Annotated in this window: 16 protein-coding genes and 1 tRNA gene; 7 read left to right on the plus strand and 10 right to left on the minus strand. The window is 39.5% G+C overall.

All coding sequences use genetic code 11. The features are described from left to right. Positions 1-3 precede the first annotated feature (3 nt). The gene (locus NU887_RS09640; RefSeq protein ID WP_258423153.1) at positions 4-1,095 is read right to left on the minus strand and encodes a 6-phosphofructokinase; all 1,092 of its coding nucleotides are present in this window, start codon (positions 1,093-1,095) and stop codon (positions 4-6) included. 169 nt (positions 1,096-1,264) lie between these two features. Here NU887_RS09640 and NU887_RS09645 point away from each other — a divergent pair, with 169 nt between their 5' ends. After that, positions 1,265-2,002 (plus strand): NYN domain-containing protein, encoded by a 738-nt coding sequence (locus tag NU887_RS09645; RefSeq protein WP_258423154.1) that lies wholly within the window; start codon positions 1,265-1,267, stop codon positions 2,000-2,002. 93 nt (positions 2,003-2,095) lie between these two features. Then, a complete protein-coding gene (mnmA, locus tag NU887_RS09650; protein ID WP_258423155.1) occupies positions 2,096-3,307 on the plus strand; it encodes a tRNA 2-thiouridine(34) synthase MnmA in 1,212 nt (403 codons plus the stop codon). A 66-nt stretch (positions 3,308-3,373) separates the two neighbouring features. On the opposite strand, the gene NU887_RS09655 is transcribed toward mnmA, so the two are convergent. Continuing rightward, on the minus strand, positions 3,374-4,492 hold the full coding sequence (locus NU887_RS09655; protein WP_258423156.1) for a site-2 protease family protein: 1,119 nt from the start codon (positions 4,490-4,492) through the stop codon (positions 3,374-3,376). After that, a complete protein-coding gene (locus NU887_RS09660; RefSeq protein WP_258423157.1) occupies positions 4,482-5,114 on the minus strand; it encodes an HAD family hydrolase in 633 nt (210 codons plus the stop codon). The genes NU887_RS09655 and NU887_RS09660 overlap by 11 nt, the downstream gene beginning before the upstream one ends. Positions 5,115-5,201: 87 nt before the next feature. Between NU887_RS09660 and NU887_RS09665 the strand changes: the two genes are divergently transcribed. Both NU887_RS09665 and NU887_RS09670 read left to right on the plus strand, forming a co-directional pair. Then, positions 5,202-5,275, plus strand: a tRNA-Ile gene (locus NU887_RS09665). Positions 5,276-5,401: 126 nt separating this feature from the next. Continuing rightward, the gene (locus NU887_RS09670) at positions 5,402-6,331 is read left to right on the plus strand and encodes a DMT family transporter (protein WP_258423158.1); all 930 of its coding nucleotides are present in this window, start codon (positions 5,402-5,404) and stop codon (positions 6,329-6,331) included. A 71-nt stretch (positions 6,332-6,402) separates the two neighbouring features. Here NU887_RS09670 and NU887_RS09675 read toward each other — a convergent pair whose 3' ends face one another. Next, positions 6,403-6,930, minus strand: a complete 528-nt coding sequence (locus NU887_RS09675) for a hypothetical protein (protein WP_258423159.1) — start codon at positions 6,928-6,930, stop codon at positions 6,403-6,405. A gap of 131 nt (positions 6,931-7,061) precedes the next feature. Then, on the minus strand, positions 7,062-7,418 hold the full coding sequence (locus NU887_RS09680) for a hypothetical protein (RefSeq protein ID WP_258423160.1): 357 nt from the start codon (positions 7,416-7,418) through the stop codon (positions 7,062-7,064). Between the two features lie 141 nt (positions 7,419-7,559). On the opposite strand from NU887_RS09680, the gene NU887_RS09685 reads away from it, so the two are divergent. Next, complete coding sequence (locus tag NU887_RS09685) at positions 7,560-8,522, plus strand: calcium/sodium antiporter (protein WP_258423161.1); 963 nt, start codon at positions 7,560-7,562, stop codon at positions 8,520-8,522. 33 nt (positions 8,523-8,555) lie between these two features. Then, on the plus strand, positions 8,556-9,587 hold the full coding sequence (locus tag NU887_RS09690) for an LLM class flavin-dependent oxidoreductase (RefSeq protein WP_258423162.1): 1,032 nt from the start codon (positions 8,556-8,558) through the stop codon (positions 9,585-9,587). Between the two features lie 28 nt (positions 9,588-9,615). Here the strand turns inward: NU887_RS09690 and NU887_RS09695 are convergent, their stop codons facing one another. Next, the gene (locus NU887_RS09695; RefSeq protein ID WP_258423163.1) at positions 9,616-11,361 is read right to left on the minus strand and encodes a tetratricopeptide repeat protein; all 1,746 of its coding nucleotides are present in this window, start codon (positions 11,359-11,361) and stop codon (positions 9,616-9,618) included. 960 nt (positions 11,362-12,321) lie between these two features. Between NU887_RS09695 and NU887_RS09700 the strand changes: the two genes are divergently transcribed. Further along, on the plus strand, positions 12,322-12,852 hold the full coding sequence (locus tag NU887_RS09700; protein WP_258423164.1) for a hypothetical protein: 531 nt from the start codon (positions 12,322-12,324) through the stop codon (positions 12,850-12,852). 116 nt (positions 12,853-12,968) lie between these two features. On the opposite strand, the gene NU887_RS09705 is transcribed toward NU887_RS09700, so the two are convergent. The 4 genes from NU887_RS09705 to NU887_RS09720 form a co-directional block, all read right to left on the minus strand. Beyond that, a complete protein-coding gene (locus NU887_RS09705; protein WP_258423165.1) occupies positions 12,969-13,649 on the minus strand; it encodes a hypothetical protein in 681 nt (226 codons plus the stop codon). A gap of 3 nt (positions 13,650-13,652) precedes the next feature. Then, positions 13,653-14,309 (minus strand): NAD(P)-dependent oxidoreductase, encoded by a 657-nt coding sequence (locus NU887_RS09710; protein ID WP_258423166.1) that lies wholly within the window; start codon positions 14,307-14,309, stop codon positions 13,653-13,655. A 232-nt stretch (positions 14,310-14,541) separates the two neighbouring features. Then, positions 14,542-15,978: a S41 family peptidase gene (locus tag NU887_RS09715; RefSeq protein WP_258423167.1), complete on the minus strand. Its 1,437-nt coding sequence runs from the start codon at positions 15,976-15,978 to the stop codon at positions 14,542-14,544. A gap of 399 nt (positions 15,979-16,377) precedes the next feature. Continuing rightward, positions 16,378-16,800 carry a hypothetical protein gene (locus NU887_RS09720; RefSeq protein WP_258423168.1) on the minus strand — a complete coding sequence of 141 codons (423 nt, stop codon included), beginning with the start codon at positions 16,798-16,800 and terminating at the stop codon, positions 16,378-16,380. Between the last annotated feature and the right edge of the window lie 6 nt (positions 16,801-16,806).

The raw sequence follows: 16,806 nt of genomic DNA on the forward strand, positions 1-16,806 counted from the left end.
AGTCTAATCTCCAAATGTAATACCGAGGTCTTTTGCTCCTTTTACAATAAAACTGTCTTTTTTTACAAAATTATAATCCTTTGTTGCTTCCTCTAAAGGGACAGCTATGAAATCGTTATTTTTGAACGAAACCATTTTTCCAAATTCACCATTGGCGACCATCTCAAAAGCTTTGACCCCAAACAAGGAAGCCAAAACCCGGTCAAATGCTGAAGGTGTTCCTCCCCTTTGGACATGCCCCAAAACTGTTTCCCTGATTTCGGCAGTGATACCGGCATCTTTGAGCTGTTGGGTCAATTGATAGGCTACTCCTCCCAATCTCACATGTCGGGAACCTTCATCTCCTGCATGAGATACTATTGTTCCTTCTTTTGCTTTGGCCCCTTCGGCAATTACTATGATAACAAATCCTCTTCCTTTATCATATCGGGATTGGATTTTCTCCACCAATTTCTTGATATCATACGGAATCTCCGGAATCAGACAAATCTCTGCTCCACCTGAAATCGCAGTATGCAAAGCAATCCAACCCGCATCTCTTCCCATGACTTCCATGATCATCACCCGGTGATGGCTTTCCGCTGTCGTCACCAACTTATCCAAACTGTCTGAAGCAATCTGCACGGCTGTCTGAAAACCAAAGGTCATGTCTGTGGCAGAAAGGTCATTATCGATGGTTTTGGGAACTCCTACGATGTTCAACCCATGTTTGAAAAGCGCTTGGGAAATCTTTTGTGAACCATCTCCCCCGATATTGATGACAGCATCAAAACCAAGTTCTTTGATCCTGTCAGCCAAAACATTGGTCCTGTCCACAAATTTGACATTACCGTTTTCATCTTTGACAGGAAAATGCAAAGGATCAGCTTTATTGGTGGTTTTCAGAATGGTGCCCCCCTTCACATGGATGCCTGCAATTTTCTTCTTTGTAAGTTTTATAATTTCAGGAGGATCAGAATAAACCCCGTTAAAAGCCTCCCTGCTTCCATATACTTCCCAATCTTTTTCTTTTTTGGCTCTTTTGCAGATCCCTCTGATCACTGCATTCAACCCGGGGCAATCTCCCCCTCCGGTTGCTATTAAAAGTTTTTTCATATTACATTAAAATGCTTAATAAGTCAGATGCAACTTACGAAATTACCTTTTCAATTCAGGGATACAGATTAAGTAATTCTTTTCGCAGGAAAAAGAATGCTGCCAAACCCGGCAGTTTTTTTATACATTTATTAAACCAATATTTTTATTTTAAAACTTACCTAGCTTTATGCAAACCGATATCAAAATAGCCGTTCTCATCGATGCAGACAATGTTCCTGCAGGACAGGTCAAGGAAATGATGGAGGAAATAGCCAAATACGGCAACCCTACCATCAAGCGGATCTATGGTGACTGGACCAAACCACAATTGGGAAAATGGAAAAACGTCCTGTTAGAAAATGCCATCAATCCCATGCAACAATATGGCTATACCTCTGGTAAAAATGCCACAGATTCGGCGATGATCATCGATGCCATGGATATCCTGTATTCAGAAAAAGTCAATGGATTTTGTATCGTATCGAGTGACAGTGACTTTACCAAATTGGCTACAAGACTGAGAGAAGCCGGAATGATGGTCATCGGGATGGGAGAAAAGAAAACGCCCGATCCTTTTATTGTTGCCTGTGACAAATTTATTTATTTGGAAATCCTCCAAAAACAAACAGAAGAACCCATTGATCAAAAAGACAAAACAACCCAAGCACCTCAGGTAGACAAGATCAATGCAAAAATCATCAGACTGATAGCAGCCACTATCTCGGATTTGGCGGATGATGAAGGTTGGGCGTTTTTGGGCGATGTGGGAAATTTGCTGCAGAAAAAACAGCCTAACTTTGACGCAAGAAACTATGGATTCCAGAAACTCACTCCACTGATCAAATCCATTCCTGCCTTTGAAATCGACCACCGTGAAAACATCAAAGGAAAGACAAAGCTGATTTATGTAAGAAATAAGTCCTGATAGGTTAAATTTGCGAACCAAAATCCAACAGAATGATGTTGGGATTTTATGTGAAACCTCATGGACCTTGAACCCATGAATAATTTCAAAACAATGGAAAACAAAAAAAGGGTAGTCGTCGGACTATCAGGTGGCGTAGACTCATCCGTCGCCGCATACCTCCTCAAAAAACAAGGCTACGAAGTCATCGGCATGTTTATGAAAAACTGGCACGATGAATCTGTCACTATTTCCAACGAATGTCCTTGGATGGAAGACAGCACAGACGCCATGCTTGTGGCCCAAAAGTTGGACATTCCTTTTCAAGCCATTGACCTAAGCGAAGAATACAAAGACCGGATTGTGGATTATATGTTTGCCGAATATGAAGCAGGCAGAACTCCGAATCCCGACATCCTTTGCAACAGAGAAATCAAATTCGACATTTTTCTAAAAGCCGCCCAAAAGCTCAAAGCAGATTTTGTGGCGACTGGACATTATTGTCAAAAAGATGAAATTAGTGTAAAGGGAAAACCGGTTTACCGCTTGCTTGCAGGTGCTGACAATGGCAAAGACCAAAGTTACTTCCTCTGCCAACTCAATCAGGAACAGCTTTCAAAAGCATTGTTTCCGATCGGCCATCTTCAAAAATCCGAAGTCAGGAAAATTGCCAAAGAACAAGACCTAATCACTGCAGACAAAAAAGACAGTCAGGGACTCTGCTTTATAGGAAAAGTGCGGCTTCCCGACTTTTTGCAACAGCAGCTCCAACCAAAAAAAGGAGCCATTGTAGTGATTCCGGAGGATCTTCCCATTTACAGTAATAAAAGAATACCAGCAGGTATCAGTCTAGAGGATTTTGATATTGAAACTTGGGATTCCATTTGTCTTCCCATCAAATACAATGAAACTGACGGCAAAAAAATCGGCGACCATAACGGTGCACATTACTTTACCGTGGGACAAAGAAAAGGACTTCATGTAGGCGGAACAGGCAAACCTCTTTTTGTGATAGCGACGGATACCAAGTCAAATGTAATCTATACTGGCCTTGGCGAAGAACACCCCGGACTGAATAGATATGGACTTTTTGTACCAAAAAACGACATCCATTGGATCCGTGAAGACCTTAAATTAGAAGTTGGCGAATCCAGAAGATACCTTTCTCGAATTAGGTATCGTCAACCGCTGTCATGGGCAACCTATCTGATGAAGGAAAATGGGTTGTATATCCTATTTGACGAAGCACAAAGAGGCGTTGCCTCAGGGCAGTTTGTCGCTTGGTATGATGGGAATGAAAGTATTGGGTCGGGGGTGATATTTTAACCTGCTTTCAGGAAATCAAAGCGGAGATTATTCGCAGCAAAAAACAGATTTTTGATTACAGGGTAATTAACTGATCTGCAATGGCTGTGGAGTGAAGCAAAGCAAGAAAATAATGATGCTGATCCAACCTAGGATTTTTCTTTTCCTATCCAAATGTTTAAAACCGGAAACTTCCGGATGCTCGAGACCCATCACCCTGCCTAAAAGGAAAGCAAAAAGCAACCATCCACTATATCCCTGTAAAGTCGGGAAAGCATAAACCAATGCATATTGAACCGAAGCGATCACCAAAATCACCATCCATTTTGTCTGTTTGTCCATTATTCTGGAACGGCTAAAGCAGAAATATAGAAAACCGATATATAAAGGGATACTGAAGATTAGCCTGTCAATACTATGATAAGGATTGATCGATCCTAAGCCTGCATAGAATACAAAGGCAATGTAAAAAACCAATGAAATCTGCTTGTGATACTTCGGAGATAGTCCGAAAACCACATGGCCTCCATCCAATTGTCCTATAGGGAGAAGGTTCAATGCTGTAAAAAACAAGGCTAAGTACCCGGCAAATATGTAAGGGAAATGGATGATTTCTGACATATTGGGCATTTTCTCAGGTTCTGCAAGAACTTTTTCCATCCCATAAAACAATAGATTGTAACCCATTTCAATATTGAGGTAGCCTTCTTCGGCACTGTGTCCTTTGAATTCCGGATCAAGGTATTCGGGATGAATCTGATAGATATAATTTGCCTCAGGAAGATGTGTAAAACCATACCAAAGCACCCCGAAAGCGATTATAAATCCTGCAAGCGGCCCAGCAACGCCAATGTCGAAATACTTTTTGCGGCTGTTGATATAACTTTTCAATTTAATAATGGCCCCGAAAGTACCGATTGAAGGGGCTCCCAAAAAACCCAACCATCCGGGAATAAAAAACGGCATGGAGGTTTTTACTTTATAGTGTAATGAGGTGAACAAATGACCCAATTCGTGTATTAGCAAAATACCAAGAAACGGAACTGAAAAATGAAGTGATTTAATGAAATATTCCCAAGTCAAAAAATATTCTCCATCTGCCAAAATTGATTTCCCATATAACCATTCCGCACCGGCCAAAGTGGTGGCAATAAGTGTTAGGATAAAAAGTGAAATGTGGATCAGGTATTCTTTTTTAGTATACATTCTCAAAGAATTGGATTAATGCTTTTGGGTGGGTGATGTGGTATGTTTGTAGCCCAACTCTTTTTGCACCATCTAGGTTTGCGCTTAAATCATCAAAAAACAGGACTCTTTCGGGATCAATTTTGATTTCGTTCATTACTGCTTTATAAATAGCCTCATCAGGTTTGGAAAGACCCATTTGGTGGCTTAAAAATATCCTGTCACATAGGTCATAAATTGATTTTTCACCTGTTTGGTCTATAAGAAGTTCATCAAACTTCTCGATATGTATTTCATTGGTATTACTGAGAACAGCCGTACCAAAATCCATCCTTAGTTTTTTTAACAGCTCAATCCTTTCCAATGGTATATCTTTTAAAAGACTGTTCCAGACATGGTCAATCTGTGCATCAGTCCAATCTTCTCTGTATAGGTTTCTAACTTCCTCTCTGAATTGGGATGAACTGATCAAACCTTTCTCATAATCTTTGTGAAAAGTGGAGGGGAAAAATTTGTCTGTCAATGAATGTTTGGCTTCAGGAAGGATTTTTTTCAACTCATTGATACTGAAACTATAATCAATATCAATGATTACATTGCCTAAATCGAAGATCAAAAAATCGATATTCTCAAGTTTTTTCATTTGCACTCAGGTTGTAAAATTAAAACCAAATATGTAACATTGCACTCCCATTTGCAAGGTAGTTTTCAAAAAACGCATGCAGATACCGGGCCTATAGCTCATTCGGTTAGAGCAACTGACTCATAATCAGTAGGTGCTTGGTTCGATTCCAAGTGGGCCCACAGACCGCTTAGAAATCTAAGCGGTTTTTTTGTTTTTATATCCTTTCGGTTTTTTATAATATTTTCTTTTCCTTTTACTTACCAAATCACTTTTTCATTCAGTAAATTTGAAATTCATCCAACCCTATGATCTCAGCCACTCTGCCTGCAGGTATTACTTCCAAAAAATCAATCAAAGGTTTTTCAATGGCTTTGGCCGCTGCTGTTTTTTGGGGTGTCTCGGGCACCTGTGCGCAGTTTCTGTTTGAACAAAAAGGAATCAATCCGGCTTGGTTGGTCTGTTGGAGGTTATTATTGGCTGGGATAATTTTGATGGCATATACAGTTAGCAGAAAAAATTCAGATGCTTTCAAAATCTGGAAAACCCCAAAAGATGCACTTCAATTATTGTTCTTCAGCATCTTTGGTATGGTCGCTGTCCAATACACCTATTTCTATAGCATCAACTTATCCAACGCTGCCACAGCAACAGTCTTACAATATATCGGACCATTGATTGTGGTGGCTTTTTATGCCATTCATCATCGGCGTTGGCCCATTTTGGTGGAATACGCTTCCTTGGTATTTGCCCTTACAGGTACATTTCTGCTTGTCACACATGGGAGTTTCAAACAGCTTGTCATTTCGGAGAAAGCACTATTTTGGGGAATCCTTTCAGCATTCTCACTTGCTTTTTACACCATCCAACCTGTCCGCTTGCTGAGAAAATATTCTGCTGCCACAGTAACAGGATGGGGAATGCTGATTGGTGGGATCGCGTTCTCTTTTATCAGCAAGCCTTGGGATTTTCATGGGACTTGGGATTTGGGAACTTGGTCCGCTTTTGCATACATCGTGTTATTTGGAAGTGTGATTGCTTTTTATTTTTTTCTGACCTCTGTGACCATTATCGGTGCGCAGACTGCAAGTTTGCTTTGCTCGGTAGAACCTCTTTCAGCGGCAGCTGTTGCCGTGGTATGGCTGAATGTTTCTTTTGGGGCCATGGATTGGCTGGGAACACTTTTCATTCTGATCACCATCTTCTTATTGACAAAGGGTACCAAGGATAAATTCTGACAAAATCAAATTAATAAAAAATGCCAACAACCTTGATTCAGGCAGTTGGCATTTTATAAGAAATATGGGTGCTATTTCAGGATACTTTTCTTGCTCGAAATATGGTTGTTTTTCAAAATGGCTTTAAGTTTTTCTTGCCACTTTTGGATCAATGGCAATTCTCCCAAATTATCTGAGAATAAGTCTGAGTCATAAAACTCCAATATTTTAGCCGCCTCTTTCTCACCTATCAAATCAATCTTTAGGCTAAGGCTGTCAATCACTTTAGTGGTTTTGCCCTCAACTTTAACTTCTCTTTCCATTTTTAAGACCTTCACGTCTGAGGCTTTGGAAAGGTCAATTTGATGAACAGTATTTTCTGCATCAAATATTACATAAACCAAAACTTTTCTCTCTGAATCAAGTCCGATGAAATACCGGTCCCTCCAGTCATCGGATTGGTCAAACTTAAGACCGGCTTTGTTTTGCAATTGGTCCAAAAACAGCTTTTGGGCTTTGATTTTTTGGGATTGTTTCCTTTTGAAAATCACAAAAGGAGTTGAAAATAACAGCATAATAACCATGGATATGACCAAGGATATAGGTTCAATGTCAAACATGTTGTTGTGTTTTTTTGGTTTTTTTGAAATAGAAGAATAATGACAAGTCCGAATGGTGTCAAACACCCATCAGGCTATCACTGAGAGTAGAATTCAATTCTGCAGAGGTTGAATTTTATAATGGAAAAAAATTACCAGAAATAATGGAAAGGATAAAGTAGTATACGGTAGTTAAAAAATCGGTTAAAACTTTCAAACCAATTGACTTTCAAACCATTGGTTCCTGAAATGCTTAAAAAATCGCCGAATGTCCCATTGAAAAGGTCAAAAACAGTTTCCAATACTTTGAAACATGGAACATTGATATTAGCGGAGGAAAATTCAAGCCCCTGATCAAATTCGGGGATCAAATTATGGTAAGAAATGATTTGGGTTTCCTGTCTTCTATTTTCTATCCCGGATTCAAAAAAATACGTACTCCCGATACCGGTAAGACCGATTAGGATAATCAAAAATTGTGCAATGAATTCCTTAATCCGGATTTTCATAAATCCCATGAATTACAGCAAGTGGAAGAATTTTGCTTTTGACGCAACAAATAACCTGTTTAATTTTTGTAATAAAAAATAAATCTTTCCCGAAAATAAACTTACAGCAAATACAGCATATCTTTCTGAAAATTCATCCCTATGATCTTATCTATTGTATTGTTATTGATCGGATTTGTAATCCTGATTTATGGAGCTGACAAATTAGTGGATGCCGCTTCAGGCCTTGCCGCAAATTTTGGGATTCCCAATATAGTCATCGGGTTGACTGTGGTGGCTTTTGGTACCTCCGCACCGGAATTGGTTGTCAACGTTTTTGCAGCAGCAAGCGGTTCTTCCGAAATGGTCATGGGCAACGTACTCGGAAGTAATATTTTTAACGTCCTTGGGATATTGGGAATCTCGGCCATTGTCTATCCGTTGACTGTAAAATCCAACACTACTTGGATTGAGATTCCACTAAGCTTTTTAGCTGCCTTGGTTGTTTTGATTGTTGCTAATGATTTCTTATTTAATGATGGAGCTAACAACCTGATCTCATTTGGAGATGGGATCATCCTCCTTTTGTTTTTCAGCATTTTCTTGGTCTATAACATCATGGTTTCCAAGCAGCCGGGTGGCATTTCTGACTCTTTGGAAATAAGCAAATTCACCACAGGAAGTGCTGTGCTATGGATAATCATTGGATTGGCAGGCCTTGTTTTGGGTGGAAAACTGATTGTAGACAATGCAGTGTCCCTTGCGGTTGAATTTGGATTGTCTCAAAGATTGATTGGATTGACAATCGTCTCCATTGGAACTTCTCTACCTGAACTCGCCACATCGATAGCTGCCGTAAAAAAGAAAAAAGTGGACATCGCCATAGGAAATGTAGTCGGATCAAATATTTTCAACATCTTTTTTGTATTGGGGATTTCTTCCATAGTCAACCCTGTATCGATCTCAGAACCAAACTTCATCGACATTTACATGAATATCCTTGCGGGCTTATTACTTTTCCTTTTTCTTTTTACAGGAAAGGGAAGAAAGCTCGAAAGATGGGAAGGTGGAATTCTTTTGGGTCTATATGTAGTTTACCTGACAGCATTGATCATGGAGTGGTAATCCGTGGTCATCAACCAAAAGGAAACCAATTTTATGGAAATAGGCATTGATAGTTTTGCAGCAGCTGCAATCGGCGATGGAATCGATCAGTCAAAAAACAGCGCACAGGCTTTGTCCCAACTGCTTGAGAGAATTCAACTTGCGGACCAAGTCGGATTAGATGTATTTGGTATCGGTGAACACCATAGAAAGGAATTTTTGGACTCCGCCCCTACCATTATCCTCGCTGCCGCTGCTGCCCAAACAAAAAACATCAAACTTACCAGTGCCGTCACGGTACTCAGTGCTGCAGATCCGGTTCGGGTATTTCAAAACTTTGCTACCCTCGATCTTATTTCTAAAGGAAGGGCAGAAATGGTCGTCGGAAGAGGGTCATTCACCGAAGCATTCCCTCTTTTTGGACTGAATCTTAAAGATTATGATGCGCTCTTTTCAGAAAAACTTGACCTCCTTCTCAAAATCAGAGACAATGAATTTGTGACTTGGTCAGGAAAATTCAGACCTGCTTTGCATCAGCAAGCTATTTATCCAAGACCATTGCAGGATCCATTTCCTATTTGGTTGGGTGTTGGAGGTACACCGGAATCATTTGTCAGGGCCGGAACTTTGGGCTTGCCTTTGATGGTCGCTGTGATTGGTGGGGAAACGCACCGGTTCAGTCCACTGGTTGACTTGTATAGAGAAGCTGGACGAAGAGCGGGACATGGACCGGAAAAACTTAAAGTCGGTCTCCATTCGTTGGGTTATGTCTCAGATACCACAGAAAAAGCTGTCGCTGAATATTACCCAGGCTATGCTGAGACCTTTACTAGAATAGGAAAAGAACGGGGTTGGCCTCCGGTAACTTTTTCAAGGTTTGAGGCACAGCGTGGCCCAAGAGGTGCCTACCTCGTAGGAGATCCGGAGGAAGTAGCAGAAAAAATCCTAAGACACAGTGAGTCTTTGGGCGGTCTAGCCAGGGTTTCTTTCCAAATGGACAATGCCAACCTGAGCCATGCCCAATTGCTGAAAGCCATTGAGATCATCGGAACTAAAGTGAAGCCTTTGATAGCCTCCAATTCCTAGGAAATTGTTCTCAAAAAGAGCCTGTTTATCATTTAATCCTTGAAGAACTCAAGGTGACATCAGCATTTTTCCAAGAGAGGTCAAATTCTTCTTTTGCCTTTTTTGCTTCAATCTCATTTCCTGATTTCTCCAATGCCAACATCAGTCCGTATTTAGCCCAACCGTTATTGGGAAATTCTTCCAGATCTTTTCTGAAAACAGATTCAGCTTCTTTGTATTTCTCAGCCTCCAAAAGGACAGCCCCTAAATGGTGTCGGGTTGATAAAAACCAATCAGGTGGTTCGTTATAAAGCAATTGGTCCTCCAGATCAGTTGCCTGTGTAAGGATTTTGATGGCTTCTTCGTATTTTTTTTTGCTTGCCAATATTTCTCCTTCCAAGACCAACCCAGCGATATTGACGATTGACTCAAAGGAATTTATACCCCATATGGTCAAGTCTTCAAGACTTTCTTTAGCAATGATTTGCTGTATAGCCTGAAGCTCTTTTTCTGCATGTTCCAACTTTCCTTTTCCCAAATAGGCCATACCTAAAGCATAATGTCTGATTCCTTCCTGGTAATCAGTCCCTTTTTCCCATAAGGAAAGGTTCAAAATATTATCCCACATTCCGAACTTGACCCTTACAAAATAGGGAATGGTCGAAAAGTGTTGGATTACTTCCAATCCTTCCTCTTCCATCAGACTTTGATCCAAATGGTCAAAAAGCCGGTCTGCTGCAAAAACAGCCCATTTACTGCTGCCTTCCAATATTGCTGTGCCTGCCATGAAATGATAATTGTGGGGGAAATAAGCCAAGGGATAAGTCCCTTGTGCCTTACAGGTCTCAATGTAAAGGCTATCTACCTTGGCTGCACGGAGATTGGAAAGTGTACCTTCGTGATAATGGCCTGTACGGATATAAATATGGGAAGGCATATGAACCAAATGACCTGCCATAGGTATCAATCCCTTATCAAACTTTCTAGCTGAATTCAATCCTTTATCAGGATTATTTGATCCTTCTACAGCATGGATATACAAATGGTGTGCACCAGGATGATCGGGATGCTTTTTTATAACTTCTTCCAATACTTCCAAAATCACGGTAGTATTACCTTTTGGATCTCCCTCTTTGGTCCAAAGGTCCCAAGGCTGAAGGTCCATCAAGGCCTCAGCATAGAGTGTGCCTGCTTCTGCATCATCCGGGTATTTTCCCCACACATTAGCCATTGCCTGTGCATAGGCTTCATCCAATTTGGTCCTGTCTTCCAAGGATTCTGCGACATACCTTTTGTCCATTGCCATGATAAATGCCGCTTCCTTAGCTGAAACTTTGGTCAAAAGGCTTTTGGCTTTCTGAATTGCTTCGAATGCCAATTGATAATGTTCAGGTTCCATACCCGCATTGTAATTGGGACCTATAACATATGCCTGTCCCCAATATGCCATAGCAAAATCAGGATCTAAAGTTGCTGCATACTGAAATGACCGCTCCGCTTCGGCATGGTTAAATCCATAAGCCAATAGAAGCCCCTGATTAAAATACTTTCTTGCCTCAGGATTGTCGGTTGAAACAGGAAAATCCAACACATCCATTCCCTCCAAAAGAGGTGCTTTTCCTTCCGAAAAATCCCATTTTAGGCCTGCAGGAATAAAACAAAGACTCATTGCCTGTTGAAATAAATCAGGCTCAGAATCAGCCTTGATATTTGGTTTTTGGCAGGAATATAGACTGCAAAACAGACCGATAACTGTCAAGGCATAATTCCTTTTTACCGAATTTGCGATTGTCATAATTTCTTGAAGGCAGACGGTTAAATTCTATTTGATTTTGGCACACACGCGTTAATCGGATATTTAATTAATACAGAATAACCCAATAGATAATAGTTTAAAATTTGAAAAAAGTTATGAAATGGAGCAACAATACCATCCTGTTGGTAATTTTAAATTTACCATTTCATCCAATCAATTTCAAGATTCAATTAGAAGTTATTTGACGGGAATTATTTCCGGACCTACCTGATATTTTCCCGCTTATTCCCTTGAATAATTAATTACCAATCCATACACAATCGAAATTTATCGTCAGCCATTTTTTTGATTTTGAAAGAAAAAGATTCAGCATCCAAAACGGGGGTTTACAGTTTCAATACGGTGGAAGCATTTAAAATTTTCCAGTACGATTGATTTGACCATTTTCCACATTGGCAGTTAACTTACCTAAAGGTGAAAGTTCAATTTCAGTATCCCCAATTTCAAACGAACCAACTTTCATTTACTTTAAATATTCCTTTGCTACAAGTTCAGGCTCTGTTTCATCGGTTTTTAAAATCTCTGTAACAAATTCAAGAATAGATTTTTCTTCACCTTCCATTTAATTGCTAAATACTTCCTTTCGGCGGCTCATCATCCCCATATAATCGGATTGAAATTGGGTTTAAATGGTGTTGCTTGCTATGAATGTCTTTGAGAGCATGACCAGACCAAAAAGGTATGTGTATTTATACTATTTAAGTCCAAAATTGAACTTTAAATATTTATATAAGAATTATTTTGATTAAACCATTTGGCTTGATTATAAGCTGATTTAATGAGTGATTTAGATTTTCAACACTCAAATTAATCACCTAAACAATTAAGAAAATATCTGTGAATTTCATAATTCAAAGGTAGATTGGTATAAAATATTCCATCATTTTATTGCAAAATTTACTATCCCTGAAAAGTAAGTAAGCCTAAATGCATATAAATATGGAAACTCAAACTGAAAATCCCCCCCAAAATCCCATCCCCTCAGGATCGGTATATGGCGTGTTCAAAAACCATAAAGATTCAAAAGAAACCATTTCTTTGATTCTGGATCGGGGTTATGAACTTGATGAAATCGAAGTCAATCCTCCTGATATGGGATATATCATACCAACCCCCACTTCAAATCACCATCCATCAGGAGATGAATTCATGAAAGAAGCAATCAAAAGCCTTAAAATTGGGTTAATTATTGGTTTTGTTCTCTCTGCTGTTTCAGTTGGATTATACTTTCTCATCAATGGAGATTTTGAAGATGGTATTTCGCTTTTTACCATTAATTCTGCTATTATCGTGGGAACCATATGGGGAGGTATGATGGGATTTTTTGTGGGACCACATTTACCATCCCCTATTTGGAGTCTTTTTTATTCATCACCAAAAGAAAATAATGTCACTGTAAACTTTCAGGCCCATAATATGGTGGACGTTATTTATTTCGCAGAAAAAGGAAGGCTTAAAGTTGCCCAATAGGATCAAAAGAAGCTTTTTGTTTGTTAGATAGCTTGAAATAAATTTTTGGCATTTAGAATAATTGTCTTTTAGGATTTTGATGAGATAGCTCGATTTATTGGAATTCAATTACCAATCTATTGAATCACAAAAAACTCAATCCAAATCCCGAGCATTACATGCCAAATCAGGTACAATCCCATACGACATAGTAAAGAATATAACCATCCCATTTTCCTGAAAAAATAAATTTGGAGGAAATTGAACGCAAATCCTGAAACAAAGGCATACACCACAAACCATAAAGGATCAGATGGCAATTGTGAAATCGGTTCCCAGATCGAAAGCAAAAAAATCATCAGGAAAGTCATGTACTTTTTCAGATTTCCTCGGAGATATTTCTCAAAAATCAAAAGGAAAACGGTCAGAGGAATGAGTTTATAGAACAATTCCATATACAAACCTCCTGCGAAGTACAGAAAAACAGAATAAGGAAAAGGTTGGGTATAGGGAGGCAGTGTTTGATGTGGTTCGTTTCTTAAAATGAATTCGATCACCAAGACGTCCAACAATGCAAAACAGATTCCTACCAAAAAAGGGATAAACCATTTTTTCATATCTCCGGCTTTTCCAAAAATATCAGGCAATCCCGCTTCCTTTTGGAAATTTGCCAACACCCAACCGATGGCAAGCCAAAGGAAATCCATCCATCCGACCACCCGGATGAAGCGCTCACCGTCTTCCATTTCCAAGCCATAAAACTTTGTAGCCAACAGGGCCAATGCAAATCCAATAAATAGGAAATTAATCTTTTTCATCACCTATGAATATATGGTAGGGACTTTTTGGAAGTAATCCGAATGCTCCAAAATATCAATCAAAAAACCGGCAGTATCCTTTCGGGAAATGGTCAATGAGGGTTTTTGTTCATTGCCAAAAATCACTTTGACGGGCTTGGGAATCTGACTGTTGGTCAGTCCGACCGGTCTGACTATGGTCCAGTCCAAACCTGAATTTTTGACCAAGGCTTCCTGCCGTTCGTGTTCAAGGTAAGCTACAGACAGCTTGCTGTTGTCTATCAGCCAGGCAAACCAAGAAGGAATAAATGGCCTGCTGTCACCTACTCCCCATGCTGAAGTAAAAATCAGCCTGCTGAGTTTATGGTCCTGACATACATTGATAAGGCTTTTCATCGTCATCGAAAGGAAATCTTCAGGTGTCCTTAATGAAGCCCATGGAAAATCCGAGTTCCTTGAAATATTCAGACAACTGATTACTGCCTGACAGTTTTCAATGGCAAAGTCCAGGTCCTTTGGTATCCTGGTATCTCCTTCAAAAACCCGGAGTCTTTCATGTTCAAGGGTGATTTTCTTACCATCCCTCACCAAGACATTGGCATGGTATCCCCGGTCTAATGCTTGCTGTAGTAATTCTTTGCCAGTGCGGCCGGTTGCTCCGAGTATTAAAATTTTTTTCATCAGTATTGAAAAATTAGCTGGATGTTTTCTAAAGACTAGATTCAATTTCTTCGAAAAAAGTTGCAGGGGGTCAGGAGTATTTTTCCATAAATTCACGATTAATTTCTGACTTTACCGGATTAATCAGGTTAAAAAAAATTGAGGTATTCGTAGAATCATTTGATATTCAACAAATACATCGATTTTGAATGTCGAAGATAAACCTGTCCAAGGATTAATTTGGTTCTGAAGCCTAAGGTTTGACAGTTTCGCTTGTGGCTTTTGACTTTCTGATCAATTCCAGAGAAAAATCCCGAACAAGATCTACCCCGTTTTTGAAATTTTCCGCATGGGTTTCGATGGTATAATCAGGGAGGATTCCCCTATCCTTCGGATTGTTTTCTGCCAAACCGGCCATATGGAAGCCAAGCAAAGGAATACCCAAATTGATCTTGGAATGAGGTAAGGTCACAATGCTGAAAAATCCGCTTGTATTCATCGCATAGCCCCCTGCTGTTTCTGTGCCAATAATTGCACCTCTTTTTTCGGATTTGAACCTCGATGCAAATTCGGTGGTCACAGAAAAACTCTGCCCGTCCAATAAAAGATACACATTTCCCTGGAAGGCATTTTTATTAGGTTTTTGTTTTTTCAATCCCTTTTGGAGAGTGAATTCACGACCATACTCACCGTTTTTATTAAACAGAGAAGCCATTTTGAACAAAAAGGAGGTATTTGTCTCAAAATCCAATTTCTCTTTCTTCTTCACCGAAATGCGATCATAATAGCTGAAGGGTGATTCTGCGAGGTATTTGTACAGTTCTATTCCCCAACTTTCATTCCCCCCTTCATTGCCTCTGAGGTCTATGACCAGATCGCTGATGTTGTTTTCCTTGATCTGTTCAAAACTCGCTTTCAAGAACTTTTTGAAATCCGGTTCAATTGGATAAGCATAAAACCTATCAATATCCAACCAAGCTGTATTTGCCTCCAAGATTTCCAACCTGAAAGGAACTCCATGTTCTTTAAATTTAGATGATTGGTAGGCTTTAATCTGATGGTGCGAGACTCCTTCAAAAGTCAAATTCAGGGTTTTGCCATCCCGCAATACCTCAACATCATAAGTTGGTTTTGTTCCAAAATGGGTTGAAAAGATCCCGGGAAAGGCATGATTGAGTTGGTAATACTTTCCGGCTTGCGAAAATCCATCACCAAAGCTCAACTTAGGCAGAAGACTTTTGATGATTTCCCCCATTTTTTCCCCATTGATACTGATGACTTCTGCCGTAACCGGAACCTCATTTCCATCAAAATGGCTAATTACGAAGGCCTTGTCATTTTCAAAATGTAATTGTAAGGGAAAAAGGTCATCATCAAAGAATGGATAATACATATCCTGACCAGCCACAATCCATTTGGTATGCCCGCAGTGAAGCGCAGCGATAATTGGAGTCATTTTCAGGTAAAATTCCCTGACCGACATATCCCGGTCCAAGTCGGATTTGACCTGCTCAAACAAGGACTCAAATTCTTCTGCTGAGGTGTAGCGGTACATCTCCGGATGTTTGGCTTCCAAAGCTTTTTTAAAAATTTCGACGTCCGATTTCATCTGGGCAGGTTGTAATGTCTGACCAAAAAGAAGTCCGACGTAACCGAAAAGAAAAAACATCAAAAAAAGATTCTTTTTCATATTTATAGTGGTTTAGCTTGGCTTAGTTTGGGTAAATGTCTTTTGCAAAACAGATTTTGGATTGTACAGATCTAAAAAAGGCTAAACTGACAGAATTATCCTGACTCCTTTGAATCGGCAGAAAGAAAATTCTCAAACTCCATTTATGCCATCGCATCAATAAGTAAAACCTTTTGATTTTGATCTGTCATCTGCATTCCTATAAGAGCATTTTCAGATTAGATGAAATCGGGTTAGAAAAAGTTGCATTGATATCGGGAGATTTTTAAAAAAAAAAAGTAAGGACCAAATCAAACAAGAATAAAGGCAATAGAATCAAAACCAGATCAAATCAATTGCATTTCCAGTTTCCAATCTACCCTTCATCCGTTTTTTACAAAATCACCACACTATTTACGCTCAAATAACTTTGGTTATGGTGATGTCAGCGCGGTAATCTTTTTCTTTGATTTGCATGGAAATCTCAGGATAGGGAGTCAATCTGTTGAGTTTTATGGAATATCCCAATACCTCTTTTTCATTTTCACTTCCTTGCATAGATGCATTTGTGTCCAAAGTGAACTCCGTTTCCTCATCACCATTTCTAAAAATAAACACCACTTCTGCATTCCCAGCCCATACACAGTTGGCGTTGGAAGGACACCTTGAATCATTTTCCACCCGCACCAAAGTGATGGAAAGCTGACCGGGACAATCCTGATTTATTTCTCCTGCTTTTACAACGAAAGGGGTTCCCAAGGTAAAGTCTTCACAATTGAATTTTTCATCACAACTGAAAGTGAGAAATAATCCCAAAATGAGTATTAAGAAATTGCGTTGCATTAAATT

It is taken from the genome of Aquiflexum gelatinilyticum, assembly GCF_024741135.1.
GTDB classification, from domain to species: Bacteria; Bacteroidota; Bacteroidia; order Cytophagales; family Cyclobacteriaceae; genus Cognataquiflexum; species Cognataquiflexum gelatinilyticum.

Coding starts and splice junctions, on each gene's coding strand:
- mnmA (WP_258423155.1), top strand. CDS start 2,096: ATGGAAAACAAAAAAAGGGTAGTCGTCGGACTATCAGGTGGCGTAGAC.
- NU887_RS09685 (WP_258423161.1), top strand. CDS start 7,560: ATGATCTTATCTATTGTATTGTTATTGATCGGATTTGTAATCCTGATT.
- NU887_RS09645 (WP_258423154.1), top strand. CDS start 1,265: ATGCAAACCGATATCAAAATAGCCGTTCTCATCGATGCAGACAATGTT.
- NU887_RS09695 (WP_258423163.1), bottom strand. CDS start 11,361: ATGACAATCGCAAATTCGGTAAAAAGGAATTATGCCTTGACAGTTATC.
- NU887_RS09640 (WP_258423153.1), bottom strand. CDS start 1,095: ATGAAAAAACTTTTAATAGCAACCGGAGGGGGAGATTGCCCCGGGTTG.
- NU887_RS09700 (WP_258423164.1), top strand. CDS start 12,322: ATGGAAACTCAAACTGAAAATCCCCCCCAAAATCCCATCCCCTCAGGA.
- NU887_RS09670 (WP_258423158.1), top strand. CDS start 5,402: ATGATCTCAGCCACTCTGCCTGCAGGTATTACTTCCAAAAAATCAATC.
- NU887_RS09720 (WP_258423168.1), bottom strand. CDS start 16,800: ATGCAACGCAATTTCTTAATACTCATTTTGGGATTATTTCTCACTTTC.
- NU887_RS09710 (WP_258423166.1), bottom strand. CDS start 14,309: ATGAAAAAAATTTTAATACTCGGAGCAACCGGCCGCACTGGCAAAGAA.
- NU887_RS09690 (WP_258423162.1), top strand. CDS start 8,556: ATGGAAATAGGCATTGATAGTTTTGCAGCAGCTGCAATCGGCGATGGA.
- NU887_RS09675 (WP_258423159.1), bottom strand. CDS start 6,930: ATGTTTGACATTGAACCTATATCCTTGGTCATATCCATGGTTATTATG.
- NU887_RS09680 (WP_258423160.1), bottom strand. CDS start 7,418: ATGAAAATCCGGATTAAGGAATTCATTGCACAATTTTTGATTATCCTA.
- NU887_RS09660 (WP_258423157.1), bottom strand. CDS start 5,114: ATGAAAAAACTTGAGAATATCGATTTTTTGATCTTCGATTTAGGCAAT.
- NU887_RS09705 (WP_258423165.1), bottom strand. CDS start 13,649: ATGAAAAAGATTAATTTCCTATTTATTGGATTTGCATTGGCCCTGTTG.
- NU887_RS09715 (WP_258423167.1), bottom strand. CDS start 15,978: ATGAAAAAGAATCTTTTTTTGATGTTTTTTCTTTTCGGTTACGTCGGA.
- NU887_RS09655 (WP_258423156.1), bottom strand. CDS start 4,492: ATGTATACTAAAAAAGAATACCTGATCCACATTTCACTTTTTATCCTA.